The organism is Actinomycetota bacterium (assembly GCA_019347575.1).
Lineage (GTDB): Bacteria > Actinomycetota > Nitriliruptoria > Nitriliruptorales > Nitriliruptoraceae > JAHWKY01.
In genome coordinates this window covers 180,783-197,967 of record JAHWKY010000001.1, presented here as the reverse complement: position 1 = coordinate 197,967, position 17,185 = coordinate 180,783, and the positions used below count along the sequence as shown (strand labels likewise).

18 protein-coding genes are annotated in these 17,185 nt (G+C 70.3%); 4 read left to right on the top strand and 14 right to left on the bottom strand.

Annotated features, from left to right (window positions below; genetic code table 11):
• From KY469_00865 to KY469_00840, 6 genes are all read right to left on the bottom strand, one after another.
• Complete coding sequence (locus KY469_00865; protein ID MBW3661623.1) at nucleotides 1–1,356, bottom strand: hypothetical protein; 1,356 nt, start codon at nucleotides 1,354–1,356, stop codon at nucleotides 1–3.
• A 106-nt stretch (nucleotides 1,357–1,462) separates the two neighbouring features.
• Nucleotides 1,463–2,863 (bottom strand): dihydrolipoyl dehydrogenase, encoded by a 1,401-nt coding sequence (lpdA, locus tag KY469_00860; protein ID MBW3661622.1) that lies wholly within the window; start codon nucleotides 2,861–2,863, stop codon nucleotides 1,463–1,465.
• Between the two features lie 33 nt (nucleotides 2,864–2,896).
• A complete protein-coding gene (locus KY469_00855) occupies nucleotides 2,897–4,411 on the bottom strand; it encodes a 2-oxo acid dehydrogenase subunit E2 (protein ID MBW3661621.1) in 1,515 nt (504 codons plus the stop codon).
• A 40-nt stretch (nucleotides 4,412–4,451) separates the two neighbouring features.
• Nucleotides 4,452–5,423, bottom strand: coding sequence for an alpha-ketoacid dehydrogenase subunit beta (locus tag KY469_00850; protein ID MBW3661620.1), 972 nt, complete (start codon nucleotides 5,421–5,423; stop codon nucleotides 4,452–4,454).
• Nucleotides 5,423–6,616 carry a pyruvate dehydrogenase (acetyl-transferring) E1 component subunit alpha gene (pdhA, locus tag KY469_00845; protein ID MBW3661619.1) on the bottom strand — a complete coding sequence of 398 codons (1,194 nt, stop codon included), beginning with the start codon at nucleotides 6,614–6,616 and terminating at the stop codon, nucleotides 5,423–5,425. Before pdhA ends, KY469_00850 begins: the two co-directional genes overlap by 1 nt.
• 376 nt (nucleotides 6,617–6,992) lie before the next feature.
• Complete coding sequence (locus KY469_00840) at nucleotides 6,993–7,184, bottom strand: hypothetical protein (GenBank protein ID MBW3661618.1); 192 nt, start codon at nucleotides 7,182–7,184, stop codon at nucleotides 6,993–6,995.
• A 103-nt stretch (nucleotides 7,185–7,287) separates the two neighbouring features.
• Between KY469_00840 and kynU the strand changes: the two genes are divergently transcribed.
• Together kynU and KY469_00830 are read left to right on the top strand one after the other, a co-directional pair.
• Nucleotides 7,288–8,598 (top strand): kynureninase, encoded by a 1,311-nt coding sequence (gene kynU / locus KY469_00835; protein ID MBW3661617.1) that lies wholly within the window; start codon nucleotides 7,288–7,290, stop codon nucleotides 8,596–8,598.
• Nucleotides 8,599–8,616: 18 nt separating this feature from the next.
• Nucleotides 8,617–8,976 carry a PIN domain-containing protein gene (locus KY469_00830; GenBank protein MBW3661616.1) on the top strand — a complete coding sequence of 120 codons (360 nt, stop codon included), beginning with the start codon at nucleotides 8,617–8,619 and terminating at the stop codon, nucleotides 8,974–8,976.
• A 109-nt stretch (nucleotides 8,977–9,085) separates the two neighbouring features.
• On the opposite strand, the gene KY469_00825 is transcribed toward KY469_00830, so the two are convergent.
• The 8 genes from KY469_00825 to KY469_00790 all read right to left on the bottom strand — a co-directional run bounded on the left by KY469_00825 (nucleotide 9,086) and on the right by KY469_00790 (nucleotide 14,999).
• Nucleotides 9,086–9,661 carry a cupredoxin domain-containing protein gene (locus KY469_00825; GenBank protein MBW3661615.1) on the bottom strand — a complete coding sequence of 192 codons (576 nt, stop codon included), beginning with the start codon at nucleotides 9,659–9,661 and terminating at the stop codon, nucleotides 9,086–9,088.
• A gap of 26 nt (nucleotides 9,662–9,687) precedes the next feature.
• A complete protein-coding gene (gene serA, locus KY469_00820) occupies nucleotides 9,688–11,313 on the bottom strand; it encodes a phosphoglycerate dehydrogenase (protein ID MBW3661614.1) in 1,626 nt (541 codons plus the stop codon).
• Nucleotides 11,314–11,437: 124 nt separating this feature from the next.
• Nucleotides 11,438–11,923, bottom strand: a complete 486-nt coding sequence (locus tag KY469_00815) for a GNAT family N-acetyltransferase (GenBank protein ID MBW3661613.1) — start codon at nucleotides 11,921–11,923, stop codon at nucleotides 11,438–11,440.
• Nucleotides 11,901–12,122 (bottom strand): hypothetical protein, encoded by a 222-nt coding sequence (locus KY469_00810; GenBank protein MBW3661612.1) that lies wholly within the window; start codon nucleotides 12,120–12,122, stop codon nucleotides 11,901–11,903. The genes KY469_00815 and KY469_00810 overlap by 23 nt, the downstream gene beginning before the upstream one ends.
• Nucleotides 12,123–12,355: 233 nt before the next feature.
• Nucleotides 12,356–13,351 (bottom strand): HD domain-containing protein, encoded by a 996-nt coding sequence (locus tag KY469_00805; protein MBW3661611.1) that lies wholly within the window; start codon nucleotides 13,349–13,351, stop codon nucleotides 12,356–12,358.
• 103 nt (nucleotides 13,352–13,454) lie between these two features.
• Entirely contained in the window at nucleotides 13,455–14,015 is a 561-nt protein-coding gene (locus KY469_00800; GenBank protein ID MBW3661610.1) for a hypothetical protein, read from the bottom strand.
• 3 nt (nucleotides 14,016–14,018) lie between these two features.
• Nucleotides 14,019–14,420: a CBS domain-containing protein gene (locus tag KY469_00795; protein MBW3661609.1), complete on the bottom strand. Its 402-nt coding sequence runs from the start codon at nucleotides 14,418–14,420 to the stop codon at nucleotides 14,019–14,021.
• A 69-nt stretch (nucleotides 14,421–14,489) separates the two neighbouring features.
• A complete protein-coding gene (locus tag KY469_00790; protein ID MBW3661608.1) occupies nucleotides 14,490–14,999 on the bottom strand; it encodes a MaoC family dehydratase in 510 nt (169 codons plus the stop codon).
• A 162-nt stretch (nucleotides 15,000–15,161) separates the two neighbouring features.
• Between KY469_00790 and KY469_00785 the strand changes: the two genes are divergently transcribed.
• A complete protein-coding gene (locus KY469_00785; protein MBW3661607.1) occupies nucleotides 15,162–16,229 on the top strand; it encodes a CoA ester lyase in 1,068 nt (355 codons plus the stop codon).
• 80 nt (nucleotides 16,230–16,309) lie between these two features.
• A complete protein-coding gene (locus KY469_00780; GenBank protein ID MBW3661606.1) occupies nucleotides 16,310–17,185 on the top strand; it encodes a CoA ester lyase in 876 nt (291 codons plus the stop codon).

The following is a 17,185-nucleotide window of genomic DNA, read 5'->3' as shown; positions in this document are numbered from 1 at the left end:
CTAGAGGGTCGGTTCGCAGCCCAGGTCGGTCGGGGCCGTTCCCTCGATGATGCCACCTTGGCCGGAGTCGTAGTACATGTCGTTGCCCAGCCCATCGGTGACGTACAGCACGTAGGCCTGCCCGTCCTCGTAGAGGCAGATCGCCACGGCGTGCCCGGGAGCGACCACGGCTCCCTGCCCGACGAGGGCGTCGAGGTCGTCGGTGTAGGTCTGGAGGTCGGTGTAGTAGGTCTCCATCGCGATGGCGAGGTTGCGCGCGTCCGACGCCACCGCCGCCTGTCCCGGGGGCGCACCGCTCGGATCGTCACCCAGCTCCGGTCCGAGCATCCCGCCGAACAGGCTGAGGAACACCTCCACGAGCTGCTCGGCGGTGATGGTGACCGCGTCATCCGGGGCGTCGACGGGCTCAGCTGCCCCGTGGTCGGCGAGCGCGACCTCGATCACGACAGCTCCTGGCTGCAGCTCGGGCGGCGCGTCAGGGAACGCCGTGGCGGCGCGGCCTACGTCGAAGCTCACCCCAGTGATGCGCGACTCCCGGGTCGTGATGACGAGGCCCTCGATCCGTTCGGGTGCCTGGTCCACTGTCTGCTGCACATCCTCCTCGGGGACGGGGTCGCCCGCGAGGTCGCCGACGATCTCGGCAGCCTCGCGGATCAGCGCGTGCACTTCGATGGCGACCTCGTAGACCTCCGCCCCGTCGCTCTCGGTCACGGTCACGGTGGTGAACTCGCCGATCACGACAGCGGGGTCGGAGAAGCGTTCACGGGTGCGTTCGATGGCCTCGTCGATCTGGTCGAGGTCTCCGCCGAAGCTCTCCACCGGGAACCCAAGTCCCTCGGCTCCGATATCGGCGAGGTCGAGGTCGCCGATCCCGAGCACCCCGATCCAACCGCCCCGCACTCCCGCTTCGAGGAACGCGGTGATGTCGGGGGGCAGCGCCAACTCGGCGATCGAGGTGACGGCGTGGTCAGGGTCGAAACCGCCCTGGCTGATCCCGGCGATGGTCTGCGTGTCGACCTGCAGGTACAGGTCGGCGTCCCCGATCGACCGCAGTTCCCCGAGGCGCGTGCCGAGCGCCTCGAGCGCCACCGTCCCGTCCTCGCCGTCGCTGCGTCCCGTGAGCGTCGCGCTGGTGACCATCGCGAGCCCCGCGCCAGCCGATGGGTCGTCGCGGATGATGACGTCGCGGAACGCCGGGCTCAGCTCGCCGCTGACCTCGAAGGCGAACGAGTCCTTGAGCGTCGCCTCGAGGGCGGCGATTAGCGCGTCCTTCGCGTCGGCCGGCTCCCCGGTGCCTCCGCACCCCGTGGCCAGTAGCGCCAGCGCCGACAAGATCGCGCCGAGACGCCATGCCACCCTGTGCCCTCCTAGGTCGAACCGTTGAACCGGAGCATCCGGTTCAAGCATTCAACCTTCTCCGGGCGCGCGGGGAGACGGAACCGCGCGATCGGTCGAGCAGGCATCAATGGCCGTGGAAGGGGGTGCCGCTCGCGGCCAGGAAGGCCTCGCCGATGGCCTCGTAGAGGGTGGGGTGGGCGTGGGTGATGGCGGCGACCTCGGCCGGGAGTGCCTCCCAGTACGTCGCCATCGTCGCCTCGGCGATGAGGTCGGTGGCGTGGGGCCCGACGATGTGCACCCCGAGGGTCTCGCCGCCCCGCCGGGTCACGAGCTTCACGTGGCCGTCGACCCCGGCGATCATCGCGCGCGCGTTGGCGCGGAGGTTGTAGGTCGTGGTCTCGACCTCGTCCCCGAACCGCTCCCGCGCTGCCTCCTCGGTCAGCCCGACCGAGGCGACCTCGGGGTGGCAGTAGGTGACGCGCGGGACCAGGTCGTAGTCGACCGGCTGGATCCGCTCGCCGGCGATGACGTCGGCGACGACGAAGCCCTCGCTGAACGCCGCGTGGGCCAGCGCCAGCGTCGGCAGCACGTCGCCGACGGCCCAGACGCCGTCGACGGAGGTACGCCCGTACTCGTCGGTGACGGCGAAGCCGCGGTCGTCGAGGATGCCGAGCTCGGCCGCCCCGGTGTCGGCGGTGTTCGGGGCGCGCCCGATGGCGACGAGGACGACGTCGGCCTCGATCGAGCGTGAGCCGCCGTCGAGTGACACCTCGACGGTCGCCTCGGCCCCGCTCGCGGTCTGACCCACCGCGACCTTGTCGACCATCGCCGAGGTCAGGACCTCGATGCCCTTCTTCTTGAACGCGCGCTGCACCGCCTTGGAGGAGTCGACGTCCTCGAGCGGTAGCGCCCGGTCGAGCGCCTCGACGACCGTCACCTCGGCACCGAAGGGGTGCCACATCGAGGCGAACTCCATCCCGATCGCCCCGGCCCCGACGATCACCGCGCGCTGGGGCGCCTCGAGGAACCACAGCGCCTGGTCGGAGGTCAGCACGACCTCGCCGTCGATGTCGATCCCCGGCAACGAGCGCGGCACCGAACCGGTGGCGAGCACCACGTTGCGCCCCTCGACCTGGCTGACCGACCCGTCGGACGCGGTCACCTCGACGACCCCCGCGGAGACCAGCCGCCCCCGGCCCTCGTGGAGAGCCGAGCAGCGCTGCTTCACCAGGGCCTCCAGCCCGCGGTGCATCTGGGACACGACGTCGCCGCGGAAGCGGTCGAGCGCCTCGCCGTTCAGGCCGTTGAAGGTCAGGTCGAGTCCGAGCGTCGCGGCGCGGTTGACCTCGTCCATGACCTCCGCGACGTGCAGGATCGCCTTGGAGGGGATGCACCCGCGGTGCAGGCAGGTGCCGCCGACCTTGGCGGATTCGATCAGCGCGACGTCGAGCCCGCGGGCGGCGGCGCGGAACGCGACCGCGTACCCGCCGGGTCCGCCGCCGACGACGACCACATCGTGAGCCACGGGTGATCCTTCCGGGTCCGGTGAGGTGGCCGCCTACGTGTGCAGCAGCAGGCGGGAGGGGTTCTCGCACAGGTCACCGACGTAGGTGACGAACCGCCCCGCCTCACCGCCGTCGCAGACGCGGTGGTCGAACGCGAGCGTGAACGTGCACACGCGCCGGACCGCCAGTTCACCGTCGACGACCCACGGACGCTCGCGCATCGCCCCGACCCCCAGGATCCCCGCCTCCGGGTGGTTGATGATGGGGTCGCCGAAGTCGTTGCCGAACGCGCCGTAGTTGTTCACCGTGAACGTGCCACCGGTGAGCTGAGCCGGGGTGAGCTTGCCCGCACGCGCGGTGGCCGCGAGTTCGTGTAGCTCGAGCGCGAGCTGCAGCGTCGACTTGGTGTGCGCGTCCTTGACGTTGGGGACCAGTAGCCCCGCGTCGGTGTCGACCGCGACCCCGAGGTTGATGTGCTCGAGCAGGGCGATCTCGCCCGCCTCGCGGTCGATGCGAGCGTTCAACGTCGGGAAGCGACGCAGCGCGAGGATCGCGGCGCGCATCACGAGCGCGAACGGGGTGATCTTGACGTCGAAGCCCTCGTCGCGGGCCTGCTCGGTCAGCTCCTTGCGCAGCTCCCACAGCCGCGTCACGTCGGCGGTGCGTGAGGTCGTCGCCTCAGGGATGTCGCGGCGGGACAGCTCCATCTTCTCGACGATGCGCTTGCGGATGCCGCGGATCGGCTCGACCTCTCCCGGCTGGCGGCCGCGGAAGCCGGGCACAGGCTTCTCGCCGGCGGTCCCGTGGAACACGGGGGTCGGGGCGGCAGGAGCGGCGGGAGCGGCTGGTCGGGCCTCGGCCGGACGAGCTTCCTCCCGGGCGGCGGGACCTGCGGAGGCAGCGGCGTGCACGTCGTCGCGCGTGATGATCCCGTCCGGTCCCGACCCCGGGAACACGTCGTAGAGGTCGACGCCGAGGTCCTTGGCGAGCTTGCGCACGGGCGGCTTCGCCAGCGGCTTCCCCTCGGGGATCTCGAGCTGCGTCTGACGGGAGACCTGGTCCGAGGCCTGGCCGTTGCCGCCGGCGCCCTGCTTGCCACCCCGCCGACGGCGACGCGTGGCGCCACCCTTGCCCTGCCCGTAGCCGACCAGCGGCTGGGGCTCCTCGTCGGCGTCGAGGATGGACCGGTCAACGACCTCGCCGTGGACACCACCCGGCGCCTCGTCACCCGTCCCTCCCCCGTCGACCGCGGCGGCCTCGGCCGACGCCAGACCCTCGGCCGGCGCCGCCGCCACATCAGCGAGGTCCACGTCGCCGGCGACGTCGGTGACCTCGATGCGCACCATCGGCTCGCCGACCTGCAGCGTGTCACCGGGCTCCCCCAAACGCTCGACGACCTTCCCTGCGAACGGCGAGGGCACCTCGACGGCGGCCTTGGCGGTCTCGATGACGGCGAGGTTCTGGTTCAGCTCGATGGTCTCGCCGACCTCGACGAGCCACTCGAGGATCTCGCCCTCCTCGAGGCCCTCACCGAGATCGGGCAGCAGGAAGTCGCGGACCTGGGCCACGGTGGTCCTCCTCGTCCACCCTCGCGGGCGGGGTAAGCGATCAGTACTCGAAGCTCTTCTCGACGAAGTCGAGGATGCGGTCGGCGTTCGGCAGCCAGTACTCCTCGAGCTTCGCGGGCGGGTAGGGCGTATCGAACCCGGTGGCGCGGAAGATGGGTGCCTCGAGGTGGTAGAAGGCCTGCTCCTGCACCCGCGCCGCGACCTCGGCGCCGACCCCGAGGGTGCGCCCCGCCTCGTGCACGACGATGCAGCGCCCCGTCTTCTTCACGCTCTCGACGATCGTGACGGTGTCCATCGGACTCAGCGAGCGCATGTCGACGACCTCGAGCGACCAGTCCTCGTCCGCCGCTGCCTCGGCGGCCTCGAGCGCGGTCTTCACCATCGGCCCGTACGCCACGACGGTCACGTCGGTGCCCTCGTGGGCGATGACGGCGCGGTCCATCGGGGCGCGCTCGACCGGCAGCTCCACCTCCTCCTTCATCCAGTAGCGCCGCTTGGGCTCGAGGAAGATGACGGGGTCGTCGGAGGCGATGGCCTCGCGCATCATCGAGTAGGCATCGCCGGGGTTGCCCGGAGCGACGACCTTCAGGCCCGCGGTGTGGACCCAGTAGGTCTCGGGCGACTCGGAGTGGTGCTCGACCGCCCCGATGCCTCCCCCGAACGGGATCCGGACCGTGACCGGCAGCTTGAGCGTTCCGCGCGAGCGGTTGCGGAGCTTGGCGAGGTGGCTGACGATCTGCTCGAACGCGGGGTAGCTGAAGCCGTCGAACTGGATCTCGGGGACCGGGCGGTAGCCGTACATCGCCAGCCCGATCGCGGTCCCGATGATCGCCGACTCCGCGAGCGGCGTGTCGAAGACGCGCTCCTCGCCGTACTTGTTCTGCAGCGCGTCGGTGATGCGGAACACGCCACCGAGCTTGCCGACGTCCTCGCCGAACACGAGGATGCGATCGTCGTCCTCCATCGCGTCGTGCAGCGCCTTGTTCAGCGCCTGCGCCATCGTCACCGCCATCAGGCGTCACCCCCAGCGGCGTCGAGCTCGGCACGCAGGAACGCGCGTTGCGCCGCGTAATCGCGCGGCGGATCGACGTAGACGTGATCGAACAGCTCCAGCGGATCGCCGTGAGGCGCGTCGTAGATGCCGTCGCGCATCCTCTGCGCCTCCGACTGCGCGAGCTCGTCGACCTCGGCCTTGAACTCCTCGCTCCACAGGTCGCGCTGCTTGAGGAACGCCTCCATCCGCACGATCGGGTCGAAGGTGCGGGCGTACTCCAGCTCGTCCTCGGTGCGGTAGCGGGTCGGGTCGTCGGAGGTGGTGTGCGCCTCCATGCGGTAGGTGAGCGCCTCGATCATGGCTGGTCCATCGCCCTGTCGTGCCCGTTCGACCGCGCGCTTGGTGACCGCGTACGTCGCGAGGACGTCGTTGCCGTCGCAACGCAAGCCTGGCATGCCGTACCCCACGGCCTTGTGGGCGAGGGTCGGGGCGGCGGTCTGGCGCTCCAGTGGCACCGAGATGGCGTACTGGTTGTTCTGCACGAAGAACACGCACGGCGCCTGGAACACGGCCGCGAAGTTCATCGCCTCGTGGGGGTCGCCCTCGGAGGTGGCCCCGTCGCCGAAGTAGCCCATCACGACGATGGGGTTGTCATCGAACCGGGCGCCCATCGCGAACCCGGCGGCGTGCAGCGCCTGGGTCCCGATCGGGATCGCCATCAGCGCGAAGTTGTGCTCGTAGGGGTCGTGGTCGCTCAGCCACGTGCCGCGGTAGAGGTGCAGCAGCGCGGCGGTGTCGACGTGGCGTACGACGGCGGCGCCCATCTCGCGGTAGCTGGGGAAGACCCAATCGTTCTCGCCGAGCGCGTACGCCCCGCCGACCTGTGCCGCTTCCTGACCGAGGCACGACGCGTACACCCCGAGCTGGCCCTGACGCTGCAGGTTGATGGCCTCGCGGTCGACCTTGCGGGTCACGACCATGTAGCGGTGCAGGTCGAGGAAGTCCTGGTCCTTCAGATCCAGCGGGTAGTCGCCGTGCTCGTGGAACGTGCCGTCCGGGTCGAGCAGGTGGACGGGATCCTCGGGGGGCAGCAGCGAGGCTGCGTCGTGGATGTCGACCACGGACAAGCTCCTCTCGTCAGGCCACCACGAGGTCCTCCGTGGGTGCCGTGGACGGCTCCCTGCTGCGGCTCCCTGTGCCGCGTAGGGCATCGCGACGCAGGTGCTCGACGTGCCCGTGGGGTCGCCACGGTGACCGCGAGACCGGTCGTCGCTGCCACCGATGAGGTGGCGGGCGTGGAACGGGCGGGGCGGTGACGACCCTGGGACCCGTCGCGTGACGAACCGTAGCGGACCGGACTCATGGTCGCCGGGTCCGATGGGACGGCACGCCGGTCTCGGACCACGTGCAGTCAGAGAGCCGCCGTCGTCGAGGACGGGTCACCGTCGCCGGATGGTCAGTACGGCGCCGGTTCTCCGCCGGAGACCGTCGAGCGACGGTGACGGCAACGGTCATGATCGCGATGACGCGTGTACGAGGCCGAGTCCCTGAAGTGAACGGTCTCGTGTCTAGATCCGTGCTGTCCGATCAAGCTGTGGCGTCGACCTCTTGGTAGTAGGGCAGGTCGAAGAACGAGCCGTCGTTGCCGTTGACCCAACCGTTCGTGACGACGTGGACGCCGCGGAAGGCGTGTTCGAAGGTCAGGTCGGTGACCTCGACCCCGTCGAGTTCTTCGGGCACCTCCATCGTGAACTCGTACACGTTGTCGAGTGCTGCCACCTTTGTTCACCGACGCGGATTCGACAGGCGGGCGTTGACTTCCTGCCCGGGTCCCCCCGTGCATGGAGGTTCCCCTCACGTAGGTTCGCCCAGGCCCCCTTCGATGAGGTCCGTCCTCCTGCCTGCATCCGGGATCGTTGCGCCCCGCCGCTCCCTCGCCTACACCGCCCTCGACAGGAGCTGCCCGGTGGACCGTGCCGCGTTCGAGACGCTCGATCGGGACGATCCGCTGCGCCCCGTCCGTGAGCGATTCCTCCTCCCGCCCGACATCGTCTACCTGGACGGGAACTCCCTCGGGGCACTGCCCTCCCTGGTCGTGCAGCGGCTGAGCCGGACGATCCGCGACGAGTGGGGCCGGGGGCTCATCCGCAGCTGGAACGACGCCGACTGGGTCGGGGCGCCACAGCGGGTCGCCGCTCGGATCGCGCCGCTCATCGGCGCGGATGCGGACGAGGTGGCCGTGTGCGACAGCACGACGGTCGACCTGTTCAAGCTGGTCGTGGCGGCGGCGCGACTGCGCCCCGACCGACCCGCGATCGTCACCGTTGAGGACGATTTCCCCACCGACCGTTACGTCGTCGACGGCGTCGCGGACCTGCTCGGGCTCCAGGTGCGCAACGTCACACGGGCCGACCTCGGCGCGGCCATCGACGACGACGTCGCCGCGGTCGTCGCCAGCCACGTGGACTACCGCTCCGGGTACCGCCACGACGCGGCGGCGCTCACCGCCACGGCCGAACGCTCGGGTGCGTTGCTGGTCTGGGACCTGTCTCACTCGACCGGCGCAGCCCCCGTCGACCTGCACTCCTGGCGCGCGGACCTCGCCGTCGGTTGCACCTACAAGTACCTCAACGGTGGTCCCGGGAGCCCCGCGTACCTGTACGTGTCACGGCGACTGCTCGATGCGGGTGCGCTCTCGCCTATCGCGGGCTGGTTCGGCCACGCAGAGCCGTTCGCGTTCGACGACCGGTACGCGGCCGCCGGGACGGCGCAGCGTTTCCTGGCCGGGACGCCGCCGATCCTGTCGACGCTCGCGCTGGAGGCTGCGTTGGAGGTGTGGGAGGGCGTCCCGCTCGACGCGGTGCACCACAAGGCGCGCGCGCTGACCGGACGCTTCATCGAGCTGGCCGACGACCACCTCGCCCCGCTCGGGGCAGCGGTCGTCACGCCCCGCGACCCCGAGGCCCGCGGGGCGCACGTGTCGCTGCGGCACGACGGCGGCTACCCGGTCATGCGTGCCCTGATCGGGCGGGGCGTGATCGGCGACTTCCGCCCACCCGACCTGCTGCGGTTCGGGTTCGCCCCGCTCACCACGCGGTACGTCGACGTGTGGGACGCGGTCGAGACGCTGCGCCAGGTGCTGGAAGGCGGGGCGTGGCGGGGCGACCACCGGTCCCAGCCAGGCGTCCCTTGACGCGATCCGCTCCACGAGGTGGCTGCGGCCACGCTCCGCACCCACCGCGGCCGGCTCGTCGTACCCGCACCGGTGACCGCCGAGGCCGACTACCTCATCGGGCGTCGGGCCGGCCGTGGGGCGCGGCTCGCGTTCGTCGAGGACCTCGGACGAGGCGCGCTGGAGGTGGCCTGCCTGTCCGCCGCCGAGGACGCCGCGGCGGCGACGGTCGACCGCCGCTACGCGGACCTGGATATGGGACTCTCGGATGCCGCCATCGTGGTAGTGGCCCACCGACACCGGACGCGGACGATCGCCACCTTCGACCACCGCTGCTTCCGCGCGGTCGAGCCGCTCGACGGAGGCACGTTCACCCTGCTCCCCGAGGACGCGACATGAGGATGCGCGGCCCGTCGGGCCCAGTGCCTACTGTCTAGCCCATCGCTGCTGGTACATCGCACCCTCCAGCGTTGCGATGTACCAGCCCCAGTGAGGCGCGGCCCGTGAACTAGGAGACTGTGATGGTCGCGCGCATCCCGCCCTCGTAGTGGCCGGGCTCGTGACAACCGACCAGGACCTCGCCTGGCTCGGTGAACCGCCAGGTCAGCGTCGCGGTCTCGCCGGCGTGGATCGTGACGGCGTTGCTCATCGCACCAGCGTGGGCGTGGCCGTCACCGGACGCCATCTCGTCGGCCATCGCTGCCTGCATCTGCTCGTCACCGATGACGAACTCGTGCTCGATGTCCCCGGTGTTGGCGATCTCGAACGTGACGACCTCACCGGCCGAAACCTCGAACGCGTCTGGCATGAACGCGAACGAGTTGTCGACGGTGACCTCGATCGTCCGCTCCGCCTCCGAGGGCTCCGCGGGCTCCCCCACAGGGGTGGAGCCCATCGCGTCCATGCCCATGATGCTGTGCGTCATGCCATCGTTCGGACCGTCGGTCGCGGCTCGCGCACCGTGAGCCGCTGCCGCCGCGTCCGTGGCGGGCGCCTCGATGACAGGGTCGTCGTCGCCCCCACACCCGGACGCGACGAGCGCGAGGACGATGCCGAGGACGGTCAGCCAGACGCGTCGCCGCATGCCCGATCTCCTCTCGGGGATGTGTTTCATCGCAGGGCGATGGCGCGACCCTCGGTCGCCCCGATGCGCTCGATGATGTCGGTGAGCACGTCGCGCGGTACGGCGTCGTCGAGCGACAACGCCATGATGGCCTCGCCGCCGACCTCGGCCCGGCCCACCTGGGCGCTGGCGATGTTCACCCCTGCTTCGCCGAGGATGGTCCCGATCGCCCCGATGATGCCGGGGCGGTCCTCGTACCGGAAGAACGCCATGTGGGCGGTCGGCTCGACGTCGACCGGCGTGTCCCACACCTCGACGATGCGCTCACGCCCCGCCGGCTGCAGCATGGTCGCCGCGACCCGGATCACCGAGCCATCGCGACCGACACCCGAGACGCGCAGCAGCGAGACGTAGTCCTCGCTGTGGGTCTCGCTGACCTCGCGGAGGCGGATGCCGCGGTCCTCCGCGAGCAGCGGGGCGTTGACGAAGGTGACCGGCTCGCTGATCGTCGGGGCGAGCATGCCCTTGAGGACCGACAACCCCAGCACCCGGCAGTCGGAAGTGGCGAGTTCACCGACGAACTCGATGGTGATCTCGCCACCGAACCCGCCCTCTGCGAGGGCGGTGAGGAGGTGGCCCAGCTTCTCGCCCAGCGGAAGGAACGGACGAACCACGTCGTCGACCTGGCCGCCCTGGACGTTCACGGCGGTGGGGACGAACTCGCCCGCGAGCGCCAGCAGGACCGCGTCGGCGACCTGGGTGCCAGCCTTGTCCTGTGCCTCGGCTGTCGAGGCGCCGAGGTGCGGGGTGACCACGACGTTGGGCAGCTCGAACAGCGGGCTGTCGGTGGTCGGCTCGGAGGCGAACACGTCGAGCGCAGCGCCGGCGATGACCCCCTCCCGAAGCGCGTCCGCGAGGTCCGCCTCGTCCACGATGCCGCCCCGAGCGACGTTCACGAGCCGCGCTGTCGGCTTCATCCGTCGCAGTCGCTCCGCGTCGATCAGGCCGACGGTCTCGGCGGTCTTGGGCAGGTGCACGGTCACGATGTCGGCCTGAGCCAGGAGCTCGTCGAGGTCGTCGACCAGCTCCACGCCCATCCGCGCGGCGCGTTCGGGGGTCACGAACGGGTCGTAGGCCCTCAGCTTCATGCCGAACGCGTTGCAGCGCTGGGCGACGAGCACCCCGATGCGTCCGAGGCCGAGCACGCCGAGGACCTTGCTGTGCAGCTCCGTGCCGCTCCAGCGCGACCGTTCCCAGGAGCCGCGACGCAGCGCCGCGTCGGCCTGCGGGATGTTGCGAGCCATCGCGAGGATCATCCCGACCGTGTGCTCGGCGGCGGACACGATGTTGGACTGCGGGGCGTTGCAGACGATCACCCCCGCCCGCGTGGCGGCCTCGACGTCGATGTTGTCGAGTCCGACGCCCGCCCGCGCGACCACCTCGAGGTTGGCGGCGGCCGCGATCACGTCGGCGTCGATCGTCGTCTGACTCCGCACCACGATGGCGTGGTACGCCGGGACGACGGCGAGCAGCTCCTCCTTGCTGAGCTCGGTCTTCACGTCGACCTCGTGCCCGCCCTCAGCCAGCGCGGCGATCCCCGACTCGGCGAGGGGGTCGGCGACGAGCACCTTCACGACGGGACCTTCGGGACGGCGGCCGGACGGATGCCCCATGCTACGGCCGGCGGCCCGGACCCACCGCAACCACCGGATACGGGGGTTTCCGGGGCGAGGCCGGCCCGGCCAGCCACCCTCGCCGGCGAGAACCACCGGATACGGGCGTTCCCGGCGCGGAGCCTCAGAGGGGGCGTTCGTACCAGGCGACGTCGATCCAGCGGCCGTGCTTGAACCCCACTTCGTGGAACGTGCCGATGTGGTGGAAGCCGACCCTCTCGTGCAGCGCGATCGATGCGGCGTTGGGCAGCGCGATCCCCGCGTAGGCGCGGTGGAAGCCGTCCTCGCTCAGCACGGTCAGGAGCACGTCGTAGAGCGCTCGCCCCGCGCCCCGCCCGATCGCGTCGGGGTGCAGGTACACGCTCACCTCTGCGGAAGAGCGGTAGCCGGACTTGGGTCGCAGCGGCCCGGAGGTGGCGTAGCCCAGGACGGTCCCGTCGACATCGGCCACGAGGAGGTGGTAGGGCCCTCCGACGACGTGCTGGTCGTACCACTCGCCCCAGGCCGCGACCGACCGGGGCTCGGTGTCGAACGTGACGTGAGCGGTGCGGACGTAGTGCGCGAGGATGGCCGCGACCGCCGGCAGGTCAGCCGGCGTCGCCGCCCTGATCGAGGACGGACTCACCGTCGAGCGCACCCTCCTGCTCGATCTGCTCTCGAGCGTGCACCAGGTAGCCGATCACATCGGCGGGGGTGGGTTCCACCCCGAGCTCGGCGAACAGGTACGCGTGCGCACCCACCACGATCCCGTGCGAGAGCTCGGTCTCCGCCTCGATCGCGGCCAGCACCTGCGCGGTCATCCCCTCCATCGGCGATCCTTCTGTAGGAGCCGATGTCATCGTCCTCCGGCCGGTCGCACGACGGTATCGCCCGACGAGACCGTTCTCGGTAGCCCGATGTGACCAGTCACCACCGGTCACCCCTGTTTCACGGAGCACTTCGGGTCCCCATGCGTACCGAGCCGCCGAGACCGCGCTCTCGGCGGCGGACCATCCGCCACGTCTCCATCGACGACGCGGATGAGGCGTCGCCAAAGACAGGATCAGTACAGGCCCTGGGGGCGGAACAGCCGGTCGTGGGTGCGCATCGCGAAGCTGTCGCTCATGCCCGCGACGTAGTCGACCGCCGCCTGCACCTCGGAGGAGTCAGCCAGCCGGTAGGTGTCGGGGACGTCCTCGGCGTGAGCGGCGAAGTGGTCCACGAGGTCGCGGATGACCTTGATCGCCTTGTCGTGCTGCTCGCGGGCCTCGGGGCGCAGGTAGATCCGCTCGAACATGAAGTCCCGCAGCCGCTGCATCGCCCCGAGGTCGTCCGGTGCCATCGTGACCTCGCCGGCCGCGGCGGACGCCTCGACCACCGCGACCACCATGCGGTCGATCCAGGCCTTCGGTGGGCCGAACACCGCGACGACGTCACCGGGCAGGTCCTCCACCCGGAGCAGCCCCGCTCGCGCCGCGTCCTCGGCGTCGTGAGCGAGGTAGGCGATGCGGTCGGCGAAGCGGCAGACCCGGCCCTCCGGCGTAGCCGGCGGCGGGTCGTTCTTCCACGACGATGCTCGGATGCCGTCACGTACCTCCCACGTGAGGTTGAGCGGTTCGAGTTCGCGCACGATGCGCACCGACTGGATCGCGTGCTGCCACTCCTTGCCCGGGCCCATGTAGGGAGACAGCGCGACCTCGCCGGTGTGACCGAAGGGTGAGTGCCCCAGGTCGTGTCCGAGACAGATGGCCTCCGTCAGCGGCTCGTTGAGTCCCAGCGCGTTGGCGATGGCACGCCCTACCTGCGCGACCTGCATCGTGTGGGTCAGACGGGTGACGAAGTGGTCGCCCTCGGGGTTGATGAACACCTGGGTCTTGTGCTTGAGCCGCCGGAACGCCTTGCTGTGCAGGATGCGGTCGCGGTCACGCTGGAACGCGGTACGGAACCGGTCCTCGGGTTCGTGACGCTCCCGACCCTTGCTTCCGAGAGCGCGCGTCGCGGAGGGGGCGAGACGCTCGTCCTCCTCGGCCTCGCGCTGCTCGCGCGTCCGCCGGAACAGCCTGGTGTCCACATCGCTGGTGTCCACGTCGATCCCTCCGGTGGGTCGATCCTCGGATGGCCGACACCTCCGACGCCCCGAACGGTACGCGGTGGGTGTGACGTCAGCCCGCGAGCTCCACCACGAGCCGCTCGAACTCCGCCCAGTCCGCGACGTCGCGGACCCCGTCGACGGGGCGGTTCCACGGGCGGACCATGCGGCACACGGTGGTGTCGGGGCGGCGCTGGCGCAGCTCGGCCAGCTGCTGGGGTGAATCCTCGAGGTAGACATCACACGCCACACGGAACTTGTCGTGGCGCACGTGGACCTCGCGGGTCGGGAGCCGATGATCGGCGATCCAGGCGTAGGTGTCGTGTAGGGCCCAGCGCGGTTTCGCGGTGATGACCACGACCTCGTGGCCGGCCTTCGTCAGCCGTGCGAGGCTCGGGAGCGCATCGGGGTAGCAGTCGAGGTGGCGGAAGATCGAGTGCCCGCCGTGGTCGCGTGCCCAGTCCCAGAAGTCACGGATGTCCTCGAAGTGGGTCAGGTCCGCGAGCGCGTCCCAGTAGGACACGAGGTCGCTCGTGAGCTCGGTGCCGAACTCGACGTTGTAGGCCCGCATCCAACCCGCGTTGAAGTCCGCGACGACGCCGTCGAGGTCGATGCCGAGCCGCAGCTTGCCGATGACTCAGCCGCGCAGCGTCATGTCGTCGGGTTCGGACGGCAGGAACGAGAAGCGCCAGACATCGCGCATCGAGACGATCCCGACCAAGCTGTCCTCGTCGACCACGGGTAGGTGACGGAAGCCGCGCTCCTGCAGGATCCCGGCGACCGCGCTCGGCAGTTCCTCCGGGCCGATCGTGACCGGGTCGGCCGTCATCCAGTCGCGGACCGACTCCGCGGTCAGGTCCTCGCCGGACGCCGCCGCTCGCAGGACGTCGCGCTCCGTGATGATGCCCAGCAGTCGACCGTCCTCGACCACGCACGCCGAGCCGATGCCGCGGTCGGTCATCGCCTTCGCGGCTCCGGCGACAGTCGCATCGGCGGTCGTGGTGAGCACGTCCTTCGTCATCACATCGGTGAGCAGCACGACCGATCCTCCTCCCTCGGCGTCCACACGAGCAGTCGGTGACGTTCGTGGTGCCGAGGTCGCGTGAGCCTACTCCTCCACCTTGGGCTCGGGACGGCCTGGATGGCCATCGAACCCGTGTCCGCGCTTGGGCACGAGCACCTTGCGCGTGAACTCGCACACGACGGTCCCGTCCTGCTTGTAGCCGATGGTCCGCACGGTGACGATGCCGCGATCCGGCTTGCTCTTGGACTCACGCTTGTCGAGCACCTCGGTCTCGGAGTAGATGGTGTCGCCGTGGAACGTGGGGTTGGCGTGCTTGAGGCTCTCGATCTCGAGGTTGGCGATGGCGCGACCGCTGACGTCGGGAACCGACTGACCCAGCACGACCGAGTAGACGAGGTTGCCGACGACCATCGCCTTGCCGGTCGGAGATGCGGCCTGCGCGTAGTTGTCGTCGCTGTGCAGCGGGTGCTGGTTCATGGTGATCGAACAGAACAGGATGTCCTCGGCCTGCGTGATCGTCTTGCCGGGCCAGTGCTTGTAGATGTCCCCGACCTCGAAGTCCTCGAGGTAGCGACCGAAGTCCGCCGTGGGCATGGGTGACCTCCTGCTGACACGCTCGGTTCTTCACGCGGACGAGGGGCCAGGCCCCGGCTTGGAGCGCGGCCCCGAGGGCCAACTACCGTAGTGCGCCACAGCCTCGCGCCAGCAGTCCGGACCTGACCGAACGCCTCGCCTGCCGACCGCGCTGGAGATGCCATGCGCAGCCCCAAGGACTTCTTCCGGCCCCTCGCCATCGGTGCCCCCGACCCGGTGCGCGAGATCCCGTTCCTGCCCTCGCGGATGATCCACTTCTTCGACCCCAGCAACCCCAAGATGGTCGCCAAGGTCCCCGACATGATCGGGACCGTCGACGTCCTTCTGGGCAACCTCGAGGACGCGATCCAGGTCGAGAACAAGGAGGCCGCGCGGGAGGGCCTGGTCGGGGTCGCTCGCGACAACGACTTCGGCGACACCCAGCTGTGGGCCCGCGTCAACGCGCTCGACTCGCCCTGGGTCCTGGACGACCTCACCACCCTGCTGACCGAGGTGGGCGACCGGCTCGACGTGTTGATGATCCCCAAAGTCGAGGGCCCCGAGGACATCCACTACGTCGATCGCTTGGTCGCGCAGCTCGAAGCGCGCGCGGGGTTGGCGCGACCGCTGCTGCTGCACGCGATCCTCGAGACCGCGCGGGGAGTCGCCAACGTCGAACAGATCTGCCTCGCCTCGCCCCGCATGCAGGGGCTGTCGCTGGGACCCGCCGACCTCGCCGCGAACCGGCGCATGAAGACGACCCGGGTCGGGGGCGGGCATCCCGGCTACGTGGTGCGCGAGGATCCGGGGGTAGACGATGAGGGCAACCCGGTGATCGACGCCAACACGCGCCGAACCGCCCAGCAGGATCTGTGGCACTACACCGTGGCGAGGATGGTCGATGCCTGCGTGACCGCCGGGATCCTGCCCTACTACGGACCGTTCGGGGACATCCGCGACACCGTCGCCTGCGAGGACCAGTTCCGCAACGCCTACCTGCTGGGATGCGTCGGGGCGTGGAGCCTGCATCCGGTGCAGATCGACATCGCCAAGCGGGTGTTCACACCGGAGCCGGACGAGGTGAGGTGGGCGCGTCGGGTCGTCGATGAGATGGGCGACGGCTCCGGAGCGGTCATGATCGACGGCAAGATGCAGGACGACGCGACCTACAAGCAGTGCCAGGTCGTGCTCGACCTCGCGGGTGCGCTGGCCGCTCGCGATCCCGAGCTCAAGGAGGCGTACGGACTGTGAGTGGATCCGAGGCTGGTTCCGAGCCTCTGGCTGGCTCCGGGCCGGTGGCTGAGTCCGGGTCCACGGCTGGTTCCGGGCCCGTGGCGGATGAGGCCTACACGCCCCGCCGTTCCGTGCTCTACATGCCGGGAGCGAACGAACGGGCGCTGGAGAAGGCGCAGACGCTGCCCGCCGATGCGCTGATCCTCGATCTCGAGGACGCGGTCGCCCCGGATGCCAAGGACGAGGCACGGGACCGGGTGTGCACGGCCGCGAGGTCGGGCGCGTACGGCGACCGCGAGGTCACGATCCGCGCCAACAGCCTCGGCACGCGGTGGCACGCCGACGACGTCGCGGCCATCTCCGGATCCGGAGCCGACGCCATCGTGGTCCCCAAGGTCGGGGCGCGGGGCGACGTCGAGGTGGTCGCCCGAGCACTCGAGGCCGGCGGGGCGCCCGACACCCTGGCGATCTGGGCGATGATCGAGACTCCCGCCGGGGTCACCAGCGTCGCCGACATCGCCGCGCACGAGCGGCTCGCGGTGCTCGTGATGGGCACCAACGACCTCGTGAAGGAGCTGCGGGCGGAGTTCGTCCCGGGCCGCGCCCCGCTGCTCAGCGCCCTGTCGCGGTGCGTGCTCGGGGCGCGGCTCGCCGGCAAGGCCATCCTCGACGGCGTGTTCAACGACCTCGAGGACACGGACGGCTTCGAGGCCGAGTGCGTGCAGGGCCGCCAGCTCGGCTTCGACGGCAAGACGCTGATCCACCCCAAGCAGCTCGGACCTGCCAACCGGGTCTGGGCGCCGTCGGAGGAGGCGGTGTCCCAGGCGCAGCGGGTCATCGCGGCGTTCGAGGAAGCGGAGGCAGCGGGGCGGGGCGTGGTCACCGTGGACGGACGGATGATCGAGAACCTCCACGTCGAGCAGGCCCGCCGCACCCTCGCCATCGCCGACGCCATCTCCCGACGGTCCGCCTGA

Coding starts and splice junctions, on each gene's coding strand:
- pdhA (MBW3661619.1), bottom strand. CDS start 6,616: ATGCCCTACGCGGCACAGGGAGCCGCAGCAGGGAGCCGTCCACGGCAC.
- KY469_00850 (MBW3661620.1), bottom strand. CDS start 5,423: ATGGCGGTGACGATGGCGCAGGCGCTGAACAAGGCGCTGCACGACGCG.
- KY469_00785 (MBW3661607.1), top strand. CDS start 15,162: ATGCGCAGCCCCAAGGACTTCTTCCGGCCCCTCGCCATCGGTGCCCCC.
- KY469_00790 (MBW3661608.1), bottom strand. CDS start 14,999: ATGCCCACGGCGGACTTCGGTCGCTACCTCGAGGACTTCGAGGTCGGG.
- KY469_00810 (MBW3661612.1), bottom strand. CDS start 12,122: ATGGAGGGGATGACCGCGCAGGTGCTGGCCGCGATCGAGGCGGAGACC.
- KY469_00825 (MBW3661615.1), bottom strand. CDS start 9,661: ATGCGGCGACGCGTCTGGCTGACCGTCCTCGGCATCGTCCTCGCGCTC.
- serA (MBW3661614.1), bottom strand. CDS start 11,313: ATGGGGCATCCGTCCGGCCGCCGTCCCGAAGGTCCCGTCGTGAAGGTG.
- kynU (MBW3661617.1), top strand. CDS start 7,288: ATGAGGTCCGTCCTCCTGCCTGCATCCGGGATCGTTGCGCCCCGCCGC.